This window comes from Buchnera aphidicola (Melanaphis sacchari) (genome assembly GCF_003096055.1).
GTDB classification, from domain to species: domain Bacteria; phylum Pseudomonadota; class Gammaproteobacteria; order Enterobacterales; family Enterobacteriaceae; genus Buchnera; species Buchnera aphidicola_P.
The window spans coordinates 360,067-379,285 of record NZ_CP029161.1 but is presented as its reverse complement, the minus strand read 5'-3'; the positions used below and the strand labels follow the sequence as shown (position 1 = coordinate 379,285).

The following is a 19,219-nucleotide window of genomic DNA, read 5'->3' as shown; positions in this document are numbered from 1 at the left end:
ATATATATACATTATAGAATGTATTTGTGAATTGGAAAAATACACACGGTCATTTTAAAACCAAATGACCATGTTGAATAAAAAATTATTTTTTTAATAATTATTAATTATATTAATAATTTTTTTTAGAAAGAAATATTTTTTTATACATGTAAGTATTTTTTAAATAATTATCCTCGAGAAATGCCAATAATTCCAGATCGAGTAATTTCAATAATTTCTGATATGTTGCGAATAATTTTTAAAAAAGAATCTAATTTTTTTGCAGTTCCAGATAACTGAAGGACATATGTTGTAGAAGTTATATCTATAATCTGTCCTCTAAATATTTCAGTGACGTGCTTAATATCATGATTTTTGTAGTTATTAATTTTTATTTTTAATAACATAATTTCACGTTCTATATGAGAGTTTTGGCCTATTTTTGTAACTCTTAAGACATCAATTAATTTATGTAGTTGTTTTTCAATTTGTTCAATAGATTTTTCATTTCCTACTGTCTGTACTGTCATTTTTGAAAGTGTAGGGTCTTCGGTTGGCGCCACTGTAATCGTTTCTATATTGTATCCTCTTTGTGAAAAGAGTCCTATTACTCGCGATAATGCTCCAGATTCATTCTCTAAAAGAATAGATAAAATTCTTCTCATGTTTTAAAACGCCTCTTTTTTCCTTAACCACATTTCATTCATACCGCCGCCTTGAATTTGCATGGGATAAACATGCTCTGAATCATCTATATTAATATCTAAAAAAACTAAATTTCCTTCAGATAGTTTTTTTAATGCCAATTTCATTTTATCTTCTAATTCTTCATTGGTATTTATTTTTAGTCCAACATGTCCATATGATTCTACTAGTTTTACAAAATCTGGCAGAGAATCCATATAAGAATGAGAATGTCTTCCGGAATAAATCATATCTTGCCATTGTTTTACCATACCTAAAGAAGAATTATTAAGATTTAATATTAATATAGGTAAATTATATTGTCGTGCTGTAGACAATTCTTGAATGTTCATTTGAATACTACCGTCTCCAGTCACGCAAATTACAGTGGCTTTAGGTAAAGCTAATTTTACTCCTAAAGCAGCGGGCAAACCAAACCCCATAGTTCCTAAACCTCCTGAATTAATCCAGCGTCTTGGCTTGCTAAATGCGTAATACAAGGCAGTAAACATTTGATGTTGACCTACATCTGAGGTAATATAAGATTTTCCTTTTGTTAATTTAAAAAGAGTTTGAATCACTTTTTGTGGTTTTATTTTTTTACTTTTCATACTATAATCTAAGCTTTTTATATTTTTCCATTCTGCTATAGAAGACCACCATGATTTTAAGGAATGAATTTTTTTTTCTTCCGTTAAAAGCTCTATCATTTCTTTTAAAACATATTTTGCATCTCCAACAATAGGTATATCTGCTGAAATTGTCTTAGAAATTGATGTTGGATCAATATCTATGTGTAGAATAGTAGCTTGAGGGCAGTATTTTTTGAGATTATTTGTTGTTCGATCATCAAATCGTACACCGATTGCAAAAATTACATCTGCATTATGCATAGTCATATTTGCTTCATAAGTACCATGCATTCCTAACATAGAAATGCTTTGTGGGTGATTTCCCGGGAAAGCACCTAATCCCATTAATGATGTTGTAACAGGGCAGTTGATTTTTTCTGCAAGCAACCTTAGTTCATCACTGCTATTAGAGCTAATCACTCCTCCTCCAGCATAAATAACAGGCTTATTTGCTTTTAAAAGTATACGTAACGCTTTTCTTATTTGTCCTTGATGTCCTTTGGTAGTTGGATTATAAGACCTAATGTGTACATTTTCTGGCCATTGGAAATGACATTTATTTGTTTTTTTCAATATATCTTTCGGAAGATCAATTACAACAGGTCCAGGTCGACCTGTAGATGCTATCCAAAAGGCTTTTTTAAAAACCATAGGTATATCATCAGTTTTCTTAACAAGAAAACTATGCTTTACTATTGGTCTAGATATACCGATCATATCGCATTCTTGAAATGCATCGTATCCAATTAATGACGAAGCAACTTGTCCAGATATTACTACCATAGGAATAGAATCCATATAAGCAGTGGCGATACCAGTGATTGCATTTGTAGCTCCTGGACCAGAAGTTACCAAAACGACTCCTGTTTTTCCAGTACATCTTGCATATCCGTCAGCCATATGTGTAGCGGCTTGTTCGTGTCGTACTAAAATATGTTCAATTCCGCCAACGGTTTTTAAAGCATCATAAATATCTAGTACAGCACCACCAGGATAACCAAATATATGTTGTATTCCTTGACTAATTAATGATCTTATGACCATTTCGGCTCCTGATAATATTTCCATTTTTTCCTCCAGGATACTGATAAATGATTAGTTTTTCCTTATTTCTTATTTTTTAGTTTATTGTGAACATTTTTATTAATATAAATTTTAAAATAATGTAATTTAAGAACTCTTTATTTTTAAAACAATAAAAATGTGTATTAGTTTTCTAATGTATTAGTTGCTTTAGTTTAGTTTTTAGTAAATGTTTAATACATTAAAAAATAAGAATAGTATTTTTTATTATTGCAAATATATTAAATATTATCAATCAATTGAGAAAAAATTAAATTTTTTAAGGATTTTATTTTTTAATCAAAAATTTTTTAAAATTAGGAGAAAGCCAAGTTAAAAATTTATTTTTATTTTTTATGATTAAACATACAGCTAAATTCTCTTTTAAAGCTAATATTTTTGCTTTTTTAAAACCTAATACTAACAAAGCAGTATCCCAACTATCAGCTTCTAGAGCAGTTGATGATATAACACTTACTGAAACCAATTGATTATTAATAGGCATTCCGTTTTGGGGATCAATAATATGAGAAATATGTTTTCCATTTAAAAAATAATAATTTCTGTAATTTCCTGCTGTACTAATTGATTTGTTTTTTAATTTAATGAGTAATTGAATGGACTTCATTTTATCAGTAGGTTTTTGAATTGCAATAATTTTAGCGTTTTCATTATTTTTTGCTTTGACTAGTACAGTTCCTCCTATTGAAATAGTATGTTGTTTTATGCCTTTCTTGGTAAGAATTGAAGATATATGATCTGTTGAAAAACCCTCTCCTAAAGTAGAAAGATTTATTTTTAAGTTATTTATATCTTTTTTTATATATACTCCATTAACATTATCAATTATTTTTAGATGTCGATTTCCAGAAAAATTTATATTTTTTTTTATTGTATTTAAAGAGGGAAAAATTAATGGTTTTTCTTTGGTACCAAATCCCCACATATCAATTAATGTACCAATAGTTATATCTAGTTTTCCATGTGTTTTTTTGTTTATCTTTATAGCGGTTAATAGAATTTTTAAAAAATCTTTATTAATTTTTAGTAATTTATTTTTTTTTAGTTGATTAAATTTCGAAACTAAAGAATTTTTGTACCAAGGAGATAGTAATTTCTCATCTTTTTTTAAATTTTTTTTTATTAAATTATTTATGTATATTTTATCTATTTTATTTTTTAAAATAGGAACTTTTATTTGCCAATATGTTCCCATTGTTTTTCCTGTTAATTTAGTAAATTTTACCTCACTAAAGTGTGAATTTTTTTGATTGATACATGCAAAAAATATTAATATGGATAAAAAAATATTGAATATGATATTAAAGATCATAAATATATATTTACTCTTGTTAGTAGTTTTAAGGAAATAAATTTTATTATGTATAAAAATATTTATCAAAAATTAAAACTTTTCGTATAACGATTAATGGAGTTAATAGGAGATGAAGTGTATACTAAAAACTTATATTATTTACTTAGCAGTAATTTTAATTTATTAGAATTAAAGTGTAATTTGCGAGAAAGAAATAATGAAAAAAACAAATATAATATCAAGTGGGATAATGATTATTTCAATTTTATTTATAATTTTTGGAATGTCTTGGAATAGTTTAATTCCTACTAAAAACATATCTTCTGGACAAGTAGTTCCTAGTTTAGCACCTATGTTAGAAAAAGTAATGCCTTCAGTAATTAGTATTAATATTGAAGGTAGTACTGTGGTGCATACATCTCGTGTACCGCATCAATTTAAACCATTTTTTGGTGATCATTCTCCTTTTTGTCAAGGAAATTCACCTTTTCGAAATTCACCTTTTTGTCGTTTTAATCCTAATTCTGATAGTACTCATGAAAAGTTTCATGCATTAGGTTCAGGAGTTATTATTGATTCGAAAGAAGGTTATGCAGTTACTAATAATCATGTTGTAGAAAACGCGAATAAAATTGAAGTACAATTAAGCGATGGACGTCGTTATAATGCTCAAATAATTGGAAAAGATTCACGTTCTGATATTGCTCTAATAAAATTAAAAAATGCAAAAAATTTAAGCGCAATAAAAATTGCTGATTCAGATAATTTAAGGGTAGGAGATTATACTGTAGCTATTGGTAATCCGTATGGTCTTGGGGAAACTGTGACATCTGGAATTATTTCTGCTTTAGGAAGAAGTGGTCTTAATATTGAACATTATGAAAATTTTATTCAGACTGACGCAGCAATTAATCGCGGTAATTCCGGGGGAGCATTAGTTAATTTAAATGGCGAATTAATAGGAATTAATACGGCAATATTGGCTCCAGATGGTGGAAATATTGGCATTGGTTTTGCTATTCCCGGCAATATGGTAAAAAATCTTACAGCTCAAATGGTTCAGTTTGGACAAGTAAGAAGAGGTGAATTAGGTATAATAGGGATGGAATTAAATTCAGATTTAGCAAAAATAATGAAAATAAAGGTTCAAAAAGGAGCTTTTGTTAGTCAGGTATTGCCTAATTCTTCTGCTTTTCAAGCTGGAATTCGAGCCGGTGATATAATAGTATCTTTAAATAAAAAACATATTTCTAGTTTTTCTGCATTAAGAGCTGAAGTGGGTTCATTACCGGTATCTACTAAAATGGAATTAGGTGTGTTCCGTAATGGAATCACTAAAAATGTTATTGTTGAATTAAAACCATCTTTAAAACAAACCGTGAGTTTGGGAGATGTTTATAAAGGTATTGAAGGTGCGGATTTGATTAATTATTCTTTAAATAAAGAGAAAGGTGTAAAAGTACAAAGTGTTAAATTAAATACTTCTGCATCTAGGATTGGTTTTAAGAAAAATGATATTATTTTTCAGATTAATCAAAAAAAAGTAAATAATTTAGAAGATTTGAAAAGCTATTTGCATTCTAAACCAAGTATATTGGTTTTCAGTGTAAAACGTGGAAATAATAATATTTATTTAGTAAGCGAATAAAAAGTTTAAAAAATTTTATATCCGCCCAAATAAGGGCGGTTTTTATTTTATTTAATATTACGTAATAATTGGTTAATTTCGACTTTCTTGAGTGTTTTAGAATCAACTTTTTTAACGATAATTGCCGCATAAAGACTATATTTTTTATTTTCTGATGGCAAGCTTCCAGAAACTACTACAGAATTAGCTGGAACTTTTCCATAAAAAATTTCTCCTGTTTCTCTATCATAAATTTTTGTACTTTTTCCAATAAAAACTCCCATAGAAATTACTGAGCCTTGTTCTATAATAACTCCTTCTACTATCTCAGAACGCGCACCAATAAAACAATTATCCTCGATAATTGTAGGATTATTTTGTAAAGGTTCTAAAACTCCACCAATACCAGCTCCTCCCGACAAATGAACGTTTTTTCCAATTTGAGCGCAGGATCCTACAGTGGCCCAAGTGTCTATCATTGTTCCTTGATCTATATATGAACCAATATTGATATAAGATGGCATAATAATAGTATTTGAATTAATAAATGCACCATATCTTACAGTAGCAGGGGGAACAATTCTGACACCTTCTTTCTTAAATTGTTCTTTTGTATATTCCTGGTATTTTAAAGGTATTTTATCGTAGTAATTATTATATTTTCCTGAAAATATTTTATTTTTTTTAAAATACATGTATAGTAAAATTGCTTTTTTTAACCACTCATGAGTAATCCAGACATTATTTTTTTTTTCGGAAATTCTTAGTTTCCCAATGTTTAAAAGATGAATTATATGATAGATAGTTTCTTGAACTTGATTATCAATTTTTGTAATATTGGCTTCATTTTTTTTGGAATAAAAATTTTCAATAATTTCTTTAAATTTCTTCATATTTAAATTACTCTGTAGTTTTATTTAATTTTTTAAATAAATAAAAAAAAATTTTTTAATAATTTACCTATTAATAAATTTTGAAGGTATTTTTTCATTTTTTTGCCATGTTAAAACATCGCACCCTTCTTCTGTTACTAATATAGTATGTTCATATTGTGCAGATAAAGAACGATCTTTTGTTCGCACAGTCCAACCATCTTTCATGCATTCAACAGCAGAATGACCTGCATTAACCATAGGTTCTATTGTAAAAATCATACCCTTTTCGAAAAAAATATTATTACAACTTTTGTAATGAAGCACGTTTGGTGGTTCATGAAATTTTGATCCGATACCATGACCACAATATTCCCTAACAATTGAAAAGTTGTTTTTTTCAACGTAATTTTGAATAATTTCACCGATTTTATAAAATGGTATTTTCGGTTTTATAATATTAAGTGATGCATATAAACTTTCTTGAGTAATTTTACATAATTTTTTACACAATTGATTTGTTTCTCCAACGAAAAACATTCTAGAAGTATCTGCAAAATAGTTGTCTTTTATAACAGTAACATCAATATTAACTATATCTCCTTTTTTTAATATTTCTTTTTTGCTTGGGATTCCGTGACATACAACATCATTTATAGAAATACAAACAGATTTTGGAAAACCGTGGTATCCTAAACATGCCGGGATAGCATTTCTTTTTTTAATAAAATCATGACAAATATTATTGATTTCTTCTGTACTTACATCAGGTTGAACATATTTTTCAATCATTTCTAACACTTCTGCTGCTAATTTTCCAGATTTGCGCATTTTTTTTATTTCTGTTTCTGTTTTTATTGTGTAATTCATCATATTTTAGCCAAATTTTTTTAATAAAATTTAAGTTGTATTTTTATTATCATTTATTGAACGATTTTAAATATTTAAATAAAATTTTCGATTAAAATATTTTTTTAATATTTATTGTTATCACTTTTTATTAAAACTCATTTTAGAATAGTTATTACTTTTATTAAGAAATAATGTAAATTATTATGATGTAAATTATTATGATGTAAATTATTATGATGTAAATTATTATGATGTAAATTATTATGATGTAAATTATTATGATGTAAATTATTATGATGTAAATTATTATGATGTAAATTTCGTACTTTAAAAATTTTATAGATGTTTTTAAACTATTTATCTAATTAAGGGGATAATATGGAAATAGTATCAATGCGGGATATGTTAAAAGCAGGAGTTCATTTTGGCCACCAAACACGTTATTGGAATCCAAAGATGAAACCTTTTATTTTTGGCGCACGTAATAAGGTTCATATTATTAATTTAGAAAAGACTCTTCCTATGTTTCACTTTGCTTTGTCTGAATTAAAGAAAATTTCTTTTAAAAAAGGAAAGATATTGTTTGTAGGAACAAAAAGAGCTGCTAGTAAGCAAATAAAAGAAACTGCTATAAAATGCAGTCAATTTTATGTGAATCATAGATGGTTAGGTGGAATGCTTACTAATTGGAAGACTGTGCGTCAATCTATTAAACGCTTAAAAGATTTAGAAATAGAATCTCAAGATGGAACTTTTTTAAAATTGACAAAAAAAGAAGTTTTAATAAGAACACGTGAACTTTCTAAGTTAGAAAATAGTTTAGGTGGTATAAAAAACATGGGTGGTTTACCTGATTGTTTATTCGTTATTGATGCAGCTCACGAAAGTATTGCAATTAAAGAGGCAAATAATTTAGGAATTCCAGTATTTTCTGTAGTAGATACCAATTCTAATCCCGATGGTGTGGATTACATTATACCAGGAAATGATGATGCTATAAGATCAGTTTCTTTATACTTAAAAGCAGTTTTAATGAGTATTTCTAGAACAGAACTTCAAGAATCTCATATTTTTAATACAGCTTCAAACTAATTTTTAAATAGTGCAAAATAAATATAAACTTGTTAATATTAATTAAAAATATTTTTTAAAAAAATAAGTAGATTTTATTATTAATAAAATTTGAGAAAAAAACATGAATAACATCAATATTTCTTTGATTAAAGAATTAAGACTTCGTACAGGAGCTGGCTTTATGGAATGTAAGCGAGCATTAATAGAAGAAAATGGAGATATTGAATCATCAATTGATAATTTACGAAAATTAGGAAAAACTCAAGCTCAAAACAAAAGTCATAGAAGTACTGATCAAGGACAAATATTTATTGATATTAAAAATAATTTTGGTGCAATGCTCGAACTAAAATGCCAAACTGATTTTGTAGCTAAAGATAGTTTATTTATTGCTTTAGGAAAAGAAATAATATCCACAGCATTATCAAAAAATATAGAAAGCCCCAGTGATATCAAAAAATATTTTGAAGAAAAAAAAACGGAATTAATTTTAAAAACTGGTGAGAATATAATGATAAATAGATTTGTCTTTATTAAGGGAGAGTCTGTTGCTTCATATTTACATAATGGTCGTATTGGTGTATTGGTTAATGGGCGTAATCTAAATAAAGATATATTAAAAAAAATCGCTATGCATATTGCCGCAAGTAAACCAGAATATTTATCTCCGAAAAATGTTTCTAGTGCTTTTTTTAAGCGTGAATATGAAGTTCAATTAAATTTATCTAAACATTCTAATAAATCCGATCATATTTTAAAAAAAATTGTTGACGGTCGAATGAAGAAATGTATTAGTAATATTTCACTAACAAGTCAAAATTTTGTGATGGATCCTACTAAAACTGTTGGCCAAGTTATTTCCGAAAACAATGGTTGTATTATGTCTTTTAATAGATTTGAAATAGGGGAAATTCAGTCTGAATTTCCAAAATAATTAAATATAAATACATATTTTTTAATTATTTTAATGCATTAAAATTTAATTACATAAAATTTCATTTGGATTAAATATGTCTGCCAATGCACAATTTATATACCGTCGTATTTTATTGAAAATCAGCGGTGAAATATTAAAAGGAATTAATAAATTTGGTATTGATATGAATGCCTTTAAAAGGATAATTAAAGAAATTAAATTAATTTTAAATATTGGAATACAGGTAGGTTTGGTAATAGGTAGTGGTAATTTATTTCGTGGTGCAACTTTATCTAAATTAGGAATCAATAGAATTGCAGCTGATCAAATAGGCATTTTATCTACAGTCATTAATAGCTTGGTATTAAAAGATATAATGCACTCTTATTCTATCCCTTCTTGTGTTATGTCTTCTATTCCGTTGAATGGAATATGTGAAACATATCATTGTGAGAAAGCAATTAATTTATTGAATAATAATATTGTTGTTATTTTTTCTGCTGGTATAGGAAATCCTTTATTTACAACAGATTCTGCTGCATGTTTACGAGGAATTGAAACTAGATCAGATGTTATTCTAAAAGGCACCAAAGTTAATGGGGTTTATTCAGAAGATCCATGTAAATATCCTAATGCAACTTTTTATAAAAAATTAACATATAAAGATGTATTAAGAAAAGAATTAAAAGTTATGGATTTATCAGCTTTTTATTTAGCTAGAGATCATAATTTACCTATTAGAGTTTTTAACATGAATAAACCTAATTCTTTATATCGTATTGTTACTGGATATGATGAAGGAACTCTTATTACAGTATAATTAATATATTTTTTTCGATATTAGTATATTCTCAATTAAATGAATTTTATAAAATAAGGTAAATATGTGATTAATCAGATTAAAAATTATAGTAATGAAAAGATGAAAATGTGTATTGAAAATTTTCAAATACAAATAAATAATATTCGTACAGGTAGAGCATCTCCAGAATTACTGCATTCGATTAAAATTGATTACTTTGGTTCTCGCGTTCCCTTGAAAAATATATCTGCTATAATAGTTGAAAATTTTAATACTTTAAAAATAAATGTATTTGACGAGTCTAATATTACTTTAATAAAAAAATCAATTTTAAATTCTAATCTTAATTTAAACCCAGTAGTTTGTGGAAAAAGCATTATTGTACCAATACCTAGCTTGACGGAAGAAAGAAGAAAAGATTTAATTAAAGTTGCACGTAGTAGCGCTGAAAATGCTCGCATTTGTATTCGTAACATTCGAAAAAATGCAAATGATAAGATAAAATCATGCTTAAAAAATAAAACTATTAGTAAAGATAATGAATATACGGCACAAAATAATATCCAAAAAATAACAGATGAATGCATTAAAAAAATAGATAATATTCTTTTTTCAAAAGAAAAAGAATTAATAAATTTTTAAAATGTTTTCAAAATAACATTTTTATAATTTTAGTAACATAATATTTATAGCGCAATGTGTATGAAAAAAATAACAATTCTAGGATCTACTGGATCTGTTGGTATTAGTGTTTTATCTGTTATTAAAAAAAACCCTTTTTTATTTAAAGTAATCGCCTTAGTGGCAAATAAAAATTTTTTGATAATGATAAAACAATGTCAGCAATTTAATCCTGACTGGGTAGCAATGAAGGATGAAAAATCTGCTAAAATATTACGAAAAAAAATAAAAAAGAAGAATATAAAAACTCAAGTTTTATCTGGTACAAAAGCTATATGTGAGTTAGCTTCTTTAAAAGAAAATGATCAAGTAGTATCTGCTATTGTTGGAACGGCTGGTTTATTACCTACCTTATCTGCAATATATGCTGGAAAGGTTATTTTATTAGCTAATAAAGAATCTTTAATTACATGTGGCGATATATTTATGAAAGCAGTTATTTCGAACAATGCTAAAATTCTTCCTATTGATAGCGAACATAATGCTATTTTTCAATCCTTGCCTAAATCGGTTCAAAAAAACTTGGGAACTTCAAGATTGAGTGAAAATGGTATTAAATCTATTATACTCACTGCTTCTGGTGGCCCATTTTATGGTTTGAAAAAAAAATTCTTATCTTCTGTTACACCATTTCAAACATGTTCGCATCCAAACTGGTCGATGGGTAAAAAAGTATCTGTGGATTCTGCTACTATGATGAATAAAGGGTTAGAATATGCTGAAGCGAGATGGTTGTTTAATGCGTCACCTTCTGAAATTGAAATTATTATTCATCCTCAATCAATTGTTCATTCCATGGTGCAGTATATTGATGGTACTACACTGGCGCATCTTTCAATACCAGATATGAAAATTGCTATTTCATATGCTATGTCTTGGCCAAATCGTATTAATTCTGGAGCTAATTCTTTAAATTTTAAAAAGATGAATAATTTAACGTTTTCTGAACCAAGCTTTATTGAATTTCCGTGTTTAAAATTAGCTATTGATGCTTTTTCTGAAGGACAGGCAGCAATGACTGTTTTAAATGCTGCTAATGAAGTAGCTGTTTCTGCTTTTTTAAAATTAAAAATTAGTTTTAATGATATTTTTAAAATAAATAGTGATACTTTAATTTCTTCTTCTTTTTTAGAGCCCACTTCAGTTGAAGATGTTTTAGAAATTGATAAAAGAACAAGAATAATAGCCAATAAAAAAATTGCTTCTTTAATGATTTCAAACTGACTTCTTATCTAAAGATATGAACATGTTTTATATAAAATAATTTATATAAGTTACTTTATTTCAATATAAATATATAAAATGAATATTAAAAAAATAAACTTGCATCATATAGCAATTATTATGGATGGAAATGGTAGATGGGCTCAAAAAAGAGGCAAAATACGTACTTTAGGCCATAAAGAAGGATTTAAAACAGTAAAAAAGATAATAAAGTTTTCTATTGAAAAAAAAATAAAAATTTTAACTTTATATGCTTTTAGCACTGAAAATTGGAAACGTCCAAGATTAGAAGTCATAGAATTAATGAATTTATTTTTATTTGCTCTTAAAAAAGAAATTAAAAATATTAATAAGTATAATATTCAATTAAAAATTATTGGTAACGTAGATTCTTTCAGTAAAAATCTAAAAAATTATATCTATCAATCTGAAAAAATAACTTCTAATAATACAGGTTTAATATTAAATATTGCAGCAAATTATGGGGGCAGATGGGATATCCTGGAAGGAATAAAAAAAATAATTCTTGCAATAGAAAAAGGTGATTTAAAAGTTTCACAAATCAAAGAAAAAAAATTTTCTCAATATTTATCTACTGCTAATTTATTACCAGTCGATTTAGTAATTAGAACCGGAGGCGAAAAGAGAATAAGTAATTTTTTACTTTGGGAAATCGCTTATTCTGAATTATATTTTACAGATATTTTATGGCCAGATTTTAGTGTTTTGGATTTTGAAGAAGCTATTAATTTCTTTATTTCGCGCAAACGTCGATTTGGAAAAATTAGATAAATAATAATATTTTTTAAGAATTATTTTTTTAATCATTGTAGCGTTTTAGAATTAATTAATTTTGTATTTTATAATTTATTTTATAAATTTTTAAGTGTGTTATTAGATTTATACAATATAATAATAAAATACATTGTAACAGATTGTAGGAATAATTGTAATAAAATGTTGATCAAAAAATGTTTTATAATTTTTTTAATGCTTTTTAGTATCAGCGCTTTTGCTAAAAATAAATGGATTGTAGAAAATATTCAATTGGAAGGATTAAAAAATATTTCACGTGATGAAATATTAAAAAATATTTCTTTTAAGATTGGTTGTCAAATATCTAAAGATGATATTACGGATAATATTAAATTATTATTCAAAATGGGAAGATTTGAAGATATTAGAATTTTTTATTCTAATAAAACTATTATTTTTAAGATTAAAGAAAAACCAATTATCTCTAAAGTTACTATTATAGGGAATAATATTATTAAAGATGATGTTTTTAAAAAGTATCTTTCACAGTTAGGCATTAAAAGTGGTTTGTCTTTTAGTTATTTTAAAAAAAATATTTTTATAAAGAATATAAAAAATTTTTACCGTCTTCTTGGAAGATATAAAACTCATATAAAAATATTTACAACTTTTTTACCAAATAATACTGTTCATTTAAAAATACTTGTCCATGAAAATGATTTGTCATTTATTAATAAGATTAAAATAACAGGAAATAAAAAATTTTCTAGAGAAAAATTAATTTCATTATTCAAATTCACACAGAAAAGTTCTTTTTGGAATATGTTAGAAAAACATGTTTACTATGAAAATCAATTTGAACAAGATTTAAATAATTTAAATAATTTCTATTTAAATCATGGATATTACTTCTGTGATATAAGTAAAAAAATATTAAATTTCTCGAAAAATAAAGTAAATATTTTAATCAATATTTTTGAAGGAGATAAATATAAAATCTCTGATATATTTATAAATGGTAATTTATTTCAATATTACAAGGATATTAAAGATATTGTTGATATTCATTATAATGACGTTTATAACAAAGAAAAAATTCTTGCAATTAAAGAAAATATTCAAAAATTTTTATTAGAAAAAGGATATATTAATGGATATATCAACGTTCATCCCGAGATAGATTTTGATAGAAAAGAAATTGCCTTAAATTTTGATATAAATCTTAAAAAACGTTTTTTTGTAAATAAAATATATTTTAAAGGTAATAATATAACTAAAGATTTTGTTTTACGTCGTGAACTAAGACAAATAGAAGGAACTTGGTTTAACTCCAAATTAGTAGAATTAAGCAAAGAGGCTTTAGAAAATATAAAATATCTTAGTGATATTACAGTAGAAAAAAACATTTTATTAGACAAGGATAATGCTGTTGATTTAATTTATAGAGTTAAAGAAAAACCTGCTGGTTCTATAAATTTTGGAATAGGTCATGGAAAAGATAGCGGATTAAGTTTAAACGCGTCTATTTCTCAAGATAATTTATGGGGTTCTGGAGATTCGCTAAAAGCTAGTATCATTAAAAATAGTAATCAAAAATATGCCGAAATATCATTAGTACATCCATATTTTATGGATAATAATATTAATTTAAATGCAAGAGTATTTTTTAATGATTTTAAATATAATTTAAATATGATTTCGACTCTTTTTAAGAGTAATTTCGGATTTGAAAATAATTTAGGTTTTTTATTAAACAATTTTAATAGAGTCGCTATTGGATTTGGGTATACTCATAATAGTTTGATAAATAAAAACATAGAAAAAAAATTTAAAAAAGAAGAAATAATTAATTTAAATATAAATAATTTATCAGCTGATAATTTTTTAAAAAATAGTACTGTAGATGATTTTACTATAAATTATTCATGGATGTATAATACCTTAAAGTATTTTAACTTTCCAATTTCTGGAAATCAAACATATATTAGTGGCAAGAATACCATTCCTGGTTCTGATAATAACTTTTATAAAATTTTATTTGATACTGAACAATATATTCCATTAAATAAAGAAAAAAGCATTATATTTTTTAGTCATTTTCACGCAGGTATAGGAAATGGCTTTAGAGAAGAAAAATTACCATTTTATGAAAATTTTCATACTGATTCTTTAAATAATATTCGTGGTTTTAAAACAAATACTCTTGGTCCCAAAAAAAATTATTCTAACATCGATTTACAAAGATGTATTGAACAAAAAAATAGTAATTTATGTGAATCAACGGAATCAATTGGTGGTAATTCTATGTTTATTTCTAATATAGAATTAATTGTGCCTATTCCTTTTATCAATAAAGAATATAGTAAATTTTTTAGATCATCATTTTTTTTAGATTCTGGTAATGTTTGGGATATTAATTGGTCTAAAATAAAAAATTTTAATTTTTTACAATTTTCTAATTTGAATATTTTAAAGAATATTTATGGATCTATTGGTGTTTCTTTGCAGTGGTTTTCTCCTATTGGTCCATTAGTTTTTTCGTATTCTCATCCTATTTATAAAGACAGTAGTAATCAATTTGAAAAATTTCAGTTTAATATTGGAAGAAGTTGGTAAAATAAATATTGATTTACTTAGTAAGTATAATTTTTAAGTTACATGTAAACAGTAAATTTTCTAATAATAAAATATTAAAAATTTATACTTTGAAATTGTTTTATTTTATGGAATAAACATTTTGAAATCAGATTTAAAATATTTAAATATTAAAAAAATTTTTAAAATTTTGCCTCATCGTTATCCTTTTTTATTAATTGATCGCATTTTAGATTTTCAAACATTTAAATATTTAAAAGCTTTAAAAAACTCTACTATAAATGAATATTTTTTTCAAGGTCATTTTATTAATGACCCAGTTTTTCCAGGGGTTTTAATTATTGAATCTATGGCTCAAGCTGCAGGAATTTTGATATATCAAAGTACAGGTTCTTTAAATATTAATAAATTGTATTATTTTGTTGGAATTGAAAAGGCTAAATTTAAAAGCAATGTATTTCCTGGTGATCAAATTTTTATTGAAGTTAATGTTTTAGAATCTAGAAAAAATTTAATAAAATTTAAAGTTTTTGCTGTAGTAAATAATAAAAATGTTTGTGAATCTGTTATAGTATTTTGTAAAAAAAATATTTAAAATAAATTTTATATTACTTGGAAAAAATAAATGAATAAATTAGAATTTGTACATCTACATGTACATAGTGATTATTCAATTATTGATGGATTATCTAAACCTGAAGAATTAATAAAAGCAGCAATTAATTTCGAAATGCCTTCTTTGGCTATAACAGATTTTAATAATTTATATGGCGTTGTGAAATTTTATAATACTTCTCATAAATTAGGATTAAAACCTATTATTGGAACGACGGTAAAATTTTTTTCTGAATTAATAAATAATGAATTAACAGAGTTGACTATATTAGCAGCTACCCAAAAGGGATATAAAAATTTAATATTATTAATTTCGCGTGCTTATCAAAAGGGATGTATTTATAATAAACAGGTAACAATAAAAAAAAAATGGTTATCAGAATTCAACTCTGGATTAATTTTACTTTCTGGAGGTTGTCGAGGTGAAATTGGAAAAATTTTATTACGCAATAATTTATCATTATTATCTCAAGGTTTGTATTTTTATAAAAAATATTATCCTGAATCATATTATTTAGAATTAATTCGCACAGGAAGAGAAAATGAAGAAAAATATCTTCATCTCGCAATAGATTTATCTTTCTCTGAAAAAATCCCAGTTGTTGCTACTAATGATGTATGTTTTTTAAATAAAGAAGATTTTAAAATTCATAAAATTAGAATTTCTATTAATGAGGGAGAGACATTAAAAAATTCAAAAATTCAACAAAATTACAGCGAACATCAATTTTTAAAAAATTCTCAAGAAATGCACGATCTTTTTTGTGATATTCCAGAAGCATTAATCAATAGTGTAGAAATTTCAAAACGTTGCAATGTTTTTATAAAATCTGGTAAATATTTTTTACCGACATTTCCTACAGGAAAAAAAAGAGTTGAAGATTATTTAATAAATAAAGCTAAACAAGGATTGAAACAACGTTTAAAAGAAAATTATAAAAATATAAAAGAAAAAAATTTTCAAAAATATAAAAATCGTTTGAATTTTGAATTAAATATTATTAATAAAATGGGTTTTCCCAGTTATTTTTTAATTGTAATGGAATTTATAGCATGGGCAAAAAATAATAATATACCAGTAGGCCCTGGACGGGGTTCTGGGGCTGGTTCATTAGTTGCTTACGCGCTTAAAATAACTGAAGTTGATCCCTTATTCTTTGATTTATTATTTGAAAGATTTTTAAATCCTGAACGAATTTCATTACCTGATTTTGATATTGATTTTTGTATGGAAAAACGTGATCAGGTAATAGAGCATGTAAAAAATACTTATGGTATTGAGGCAGTCGCTCAAATAATTACATTTGGAACAATGACTGCTAAAGCTGTTATTAGAGATGTTGGAAGAGTATTAGGTTATCCTTATGGATTTCTGAATAGATTATCTAAGTTAGTTCCTTTAGATCCTGGAATTACTTTAGATCAAGCATTTTTAAAAGAGTCAGAATTATATAATTTATATAAACAAGATGAAGATGTAAGAAATCTTATTGATATATCTAAAAAATTAGAAGGAGTTAATCGCAACGTTGGAAAACATGCAGGTGGTGTAGTTATTGCCCCGACTAAAATTATTGATTTTTGTCCATTGTATTACGATGAAAAAGGTCATTATCCTGTTACTCAGTTTGATAAGAATGACGTTGAATATGTTGGATTGTTAAAATTTGATTTTCTTGGCTTACGTACATTAACTACTATTAATTGTGCAATGGACATGATTAATAAAAATATTGCATTATTAAATAAGAAAAAAATTGATATCAACTCGATATCTTTAAATGATAAAAAATGTTTTAGTTTATTACAAAAATGCGAAACTATATCTATTTTTCAATTAGAATCGTATGGCATGCAAGATCTAATAAAGAGACTTCAGCCAGATTGTTTTGAGGATATCATTGCACTTTTAGCGCTTTTTAGACCGGGACCTTTACAATCAGGTATGGTAGATAATTTCATTAATCGAAAACATGGATATGAAGAAATTTCATATCCTGATCGTACATGGCAACATATTTCTTTAAAACCAATATTAGAATCAACGTATGGAATTATTTTATATCAAGAACAAGTTATGCAAATTGCTCAGGTTTTAGCAGGATTTAGTTTGGGAAAGGCTGATCTTTTAAGACGAGCAATAAGTAAAAAAAATTTAAAAGATATGTCCGAACAGCGCATTATTTTCATTAATGGCGCAAAAAAAAATAAAATTAATTTAAATTTAGCAGAGAAAATTTTTGATTTATTAGAGAAATTTGCAGGATATGGGTTTAATAAATCTCATTCAGTGGCATATGCATTAATTTCGTATCATACTTTATGGCTAAAAACCTATTATCCTTCTGAATTTATGGCGTCTACTATGACTTCAGAGATAGATAATACCGAAAAAATTGTTATTTTAGTACGTGAAGTGTTTCGAATGAAAATAAAAATTTTACCTCCAAATATTAATTTAAGTAAATATGAATTTTGTGTAGATAATAAAAAAAATATAATTTATGGACTTGGAGCTATCAAAGGAATAGGAGAAAATTCAGTACGTGATATTGTTTCTGAAAGAGAAAAAAATGGATGTTTTTCTGATTTATTTGATTTATGTATGCGTGTTGATTCTAATAAGATAACTCGTAGAATATTAGAAAAATTAATTATGTCTGGCAGTTTTGATTGTATTGATAGCAATAGAGGTTATTTGCTCAGTTTAATTGATGATGCTATTAAAGCGTCAAAGGAACATAATAGAATTCAAATGTTACAACAACAGAGTCTCTTTGGCGAATTTAAAGATGAATTAAAAGTATTAAATAAGAATAATACTTTATCAAATAATATATCTTTCTTAGATAAGAATAGACTAAATGATGAGTATCAAGTTTTAGGATTTTATTTAACAGGACATCCTATTAATAATTATTTATCTGAGTTAAATTATTATAAAAAATATTTTTCATCTTTACAAATTAAATATTTTAAAGAAAATGCTAAAAAAATATTTTTTGGAATAGTAGTTTCTTTAAAAATAAAAAAAACAAAAAAAAATGATCGTGTAGCTATTATTATATTAGATAATCCTTTTAATCGTTTAGAAGTAATTATATTCGAAAAACAACTCAATATATTTGAAAGTGTAATAAAAATAAATAAAATTTTAATTATAAAGGGTGCTTTAAAAACAGATTTTTCTAATAAACATAATAGATTAATTGCTCATGATATTATAAGTTTATCTTTAGCTCGAAAAAAATATCTTAAAAAATTATCGATTATATTAAGAAAACAGGAAATAAATAAATTTTTCATAAAAAAATTAATTCAATTTTTTACCAATCAACATAAAGGAGAGACTCTTGTGCAAGTTTTTTTAGATACTAATGACGTTTCTATTTATTCAAAATTTACCGAAAAATACTATATTAAAGTAAATAATAATTTTTTTTTCAATTTTAGAGATTTTATAAGTCTTGAAGAAATAAAATTTCAAATTAATTTTAATTAAAAATTTTTATTTAAATGAATTTATTTTA

General features: G+C 25.4%; 15 protein-coding genes. 10 read left to right on the top strand and 5 right to left on the bottom strand.

Annotation, left to right across the window (positions count from 1 at the left end; translation table 11 throughout):
• Positions 1-170: 170 nt before the first annotated feature.
• The 3 genes from ilvN to DD681_RS01895 form a co-directional block, all read right to left on the bottom strand.
• Complete coding sequence (gene ilvN / locus DD681_RS01905; RefSeq protein WP_158341327.1) at positions 171-647, bottom strand: acetolactate synthase small subunit; 477 nt, start codon at positions 645-647, stop codon at positions 171-173.
• Between the two features lie 3 nt (positions 648-650).
• On the bottom strand, positions 651-2,366 hold the full coding sequence (locus DD681_RS01900; protein ID WP_158341326.1) for an acetolactate synthase 3 large subunit: 1,716 nt from the start codon (positions 2,364-2,366) through the stop codon (positions 651-653).
• Positions 2,367-2,649: 283 nt separating this feature from the next.
• Entirely contained in the window at positions 2,650-3,693 is a 1,044-nt protein-coding gene (locus tag DD681_RS01895; RefSeq protein WP_158341325.1) for an FAD:protein FMN transferase, read from the bottom strand.
• A 199-nt stretch (positions 3,694-3,892) separates the two neighbouring features.
• Between DD681_RS01895 and degP the strand changes: the two genes are divergently transcribed.
• The gene (degP, locus tag DD681_RS01890) at positions 3,893-5,323 is read left to right on the top strand and encodes a serine endoprotease DegP (RefSeq protein WP_158341324.1); all 1,431 of its coding nucleotides are present in this window, start codon (positions 3,893-3,895) and stop codon (positions 5,321-5,323) included.
• Positions 5,324-5,370: 47 nt separating this feature from the next.
• Here the strand turns inward: degP and dapD are convergent, their stop codons facing one another.
• On the bottom strand, positions 5,371-6,195 hold the full coding sequence (gene dapD / locus DD681_RS01885) for a 2,3,4,5-tetrahydropyridine-2,6-dicarboxylate N-succinyltransferase (RefSeq protein WP_158341323.1): 825 nt from the start codon (positions 6,193-6,195) through the stop codon (positions 5,371-5,373).
• Positions 6,196-6,258: 63 nt separating this feature from the next.
• Positions 6,259-7,044: a type I methionyl aminopeptidase gene (gene map / locus DD681_RS01880; protein WP_158341322.1), complete on the bottom strand. Its 786-nt coding sequence runs from the start codon at positions 7,042-7,044 to the stop codon at positions 6,259-6,261.
• Between the two features lie 360 nt (positions 7,045-7,404).
• Between map and rpsB the strand changes: the two genes are divergently transcribed.
• The 9 genes from rpsB to dnaE all read left to right on the top strand — a co-directional run bounded on the left by rpsB (position 7,405) and on the right by dnaE (position 19,191).
• Complete coding sequence (gene rpsB / locus DD681_RS01875; RefSeq protein WP_158341321.1) at positions 7,405-8,118, top strand: 30S ribosomal protein S2; 714 nt, start codon at positions 7,405-7,407, stop codon at positions 8,116-8,118.
• A 103-nt stretch (positions 8,119-8,221) separates the two neighbouring features.
• The gene (gene tsf, locus DD681_RS01870) at positions 8,222-9,034 is read left to right on the top strand and encodes a translation elongation factor Ts (protein WP_158341320.1); all 813 of its coding nucleotides are present in this window, start codon (positions 8,222-8,224) and stop codon (positions 9,032-9,034) included.
• A gap of 76 nt (positions 9,035-9,110) precedes the next feature.
• Positions 9,111-9,836, top strand: coding sequence for a UMP kinase (gene pyrH, locus DD681_RS01865; RefSeq protein ID WP_158341319.1), 726 nt, complete (start codon positions 9,111-9,113; stop codon positions 9,834-9,836).
• A 66-nt stretch (positions 9,837-9,902) separates the two neighbouring features.
• On the top strand, positions 9,903-10,460 hold the full coding sequence (gene frr / locus DD681_RS01860) for a ribosome recycling factor (RefSeq protein ID WP_158341318.1): 558 nt from the start codon (positions 9,903-9,905) through the stop codon (positions 10,458-10,460).
• Between the two features lie 60 nt (positions 10,461-10,520).
• Positions 10,521-11,723 (top strand): 1-deoxy-D-xylulose-5-phosphate reductoisomerase, encoded by a 1,203-nt coding sequence (ispC, locus tag DD681_RS01855; protein ID WP_158341317.1) that lies wholly within the window; start codon positions 10,521-10,523, stop codon positions 11,721-11,723.
• Between the two features lie 78 nt (positions 11,724-11,801).
• Entirely contained in the window at positions 11,802-12,515 is a 714-nt protein-coding gene (gene uppS / locus DD681_RS01850; protein WP_158341316.1) for a polyprenyl diphosphate synthase, read from the top strand.
• A 165-nt stretch (positions 12,516-12,680) separates the two neighbouring features.
• Positions 12,681-15,095, top strand: a complete 2,415-nt coding sequence (gene bamA, locus DD681_RS01845) for an outer membrane protein assembly factor BamA (protein ID WP_158341315.1) — start codon at positions 12,681-12,683, stop codon at positions 15,093-15,095.
• 121 nt (positions 15,096-15,216) lie between these two features.
• Positions 15,217-15,669 (top strand): 3-hydroxyacyl-ACP dehydratase FabZ, encoded by a 453-nt coding sequence (fabZ, locus tag DD681_RS01840; protein WP_410002856.1) that lies wholly within the window; start codon positions 15,217-15,219, stop codon positions 15,667-15,669.
• A 30-nt stretch (positions 15,670-15,699) separates the two neighbouring features.
• On the top strand, positions 15,700-19,191 hold the full coding sequence (gene dnaE / locus DD681_RS01835) for a DNA polymerase III subunit alpha (protein WP_158341313.1): 3,492 nt from the start codon (positions 15,700-15,702) through the stop codon (positions 19,189-19,191).
• The last annotated feature ends 28 nt before the right edge of the window (positions 19,192-19,219 follow it).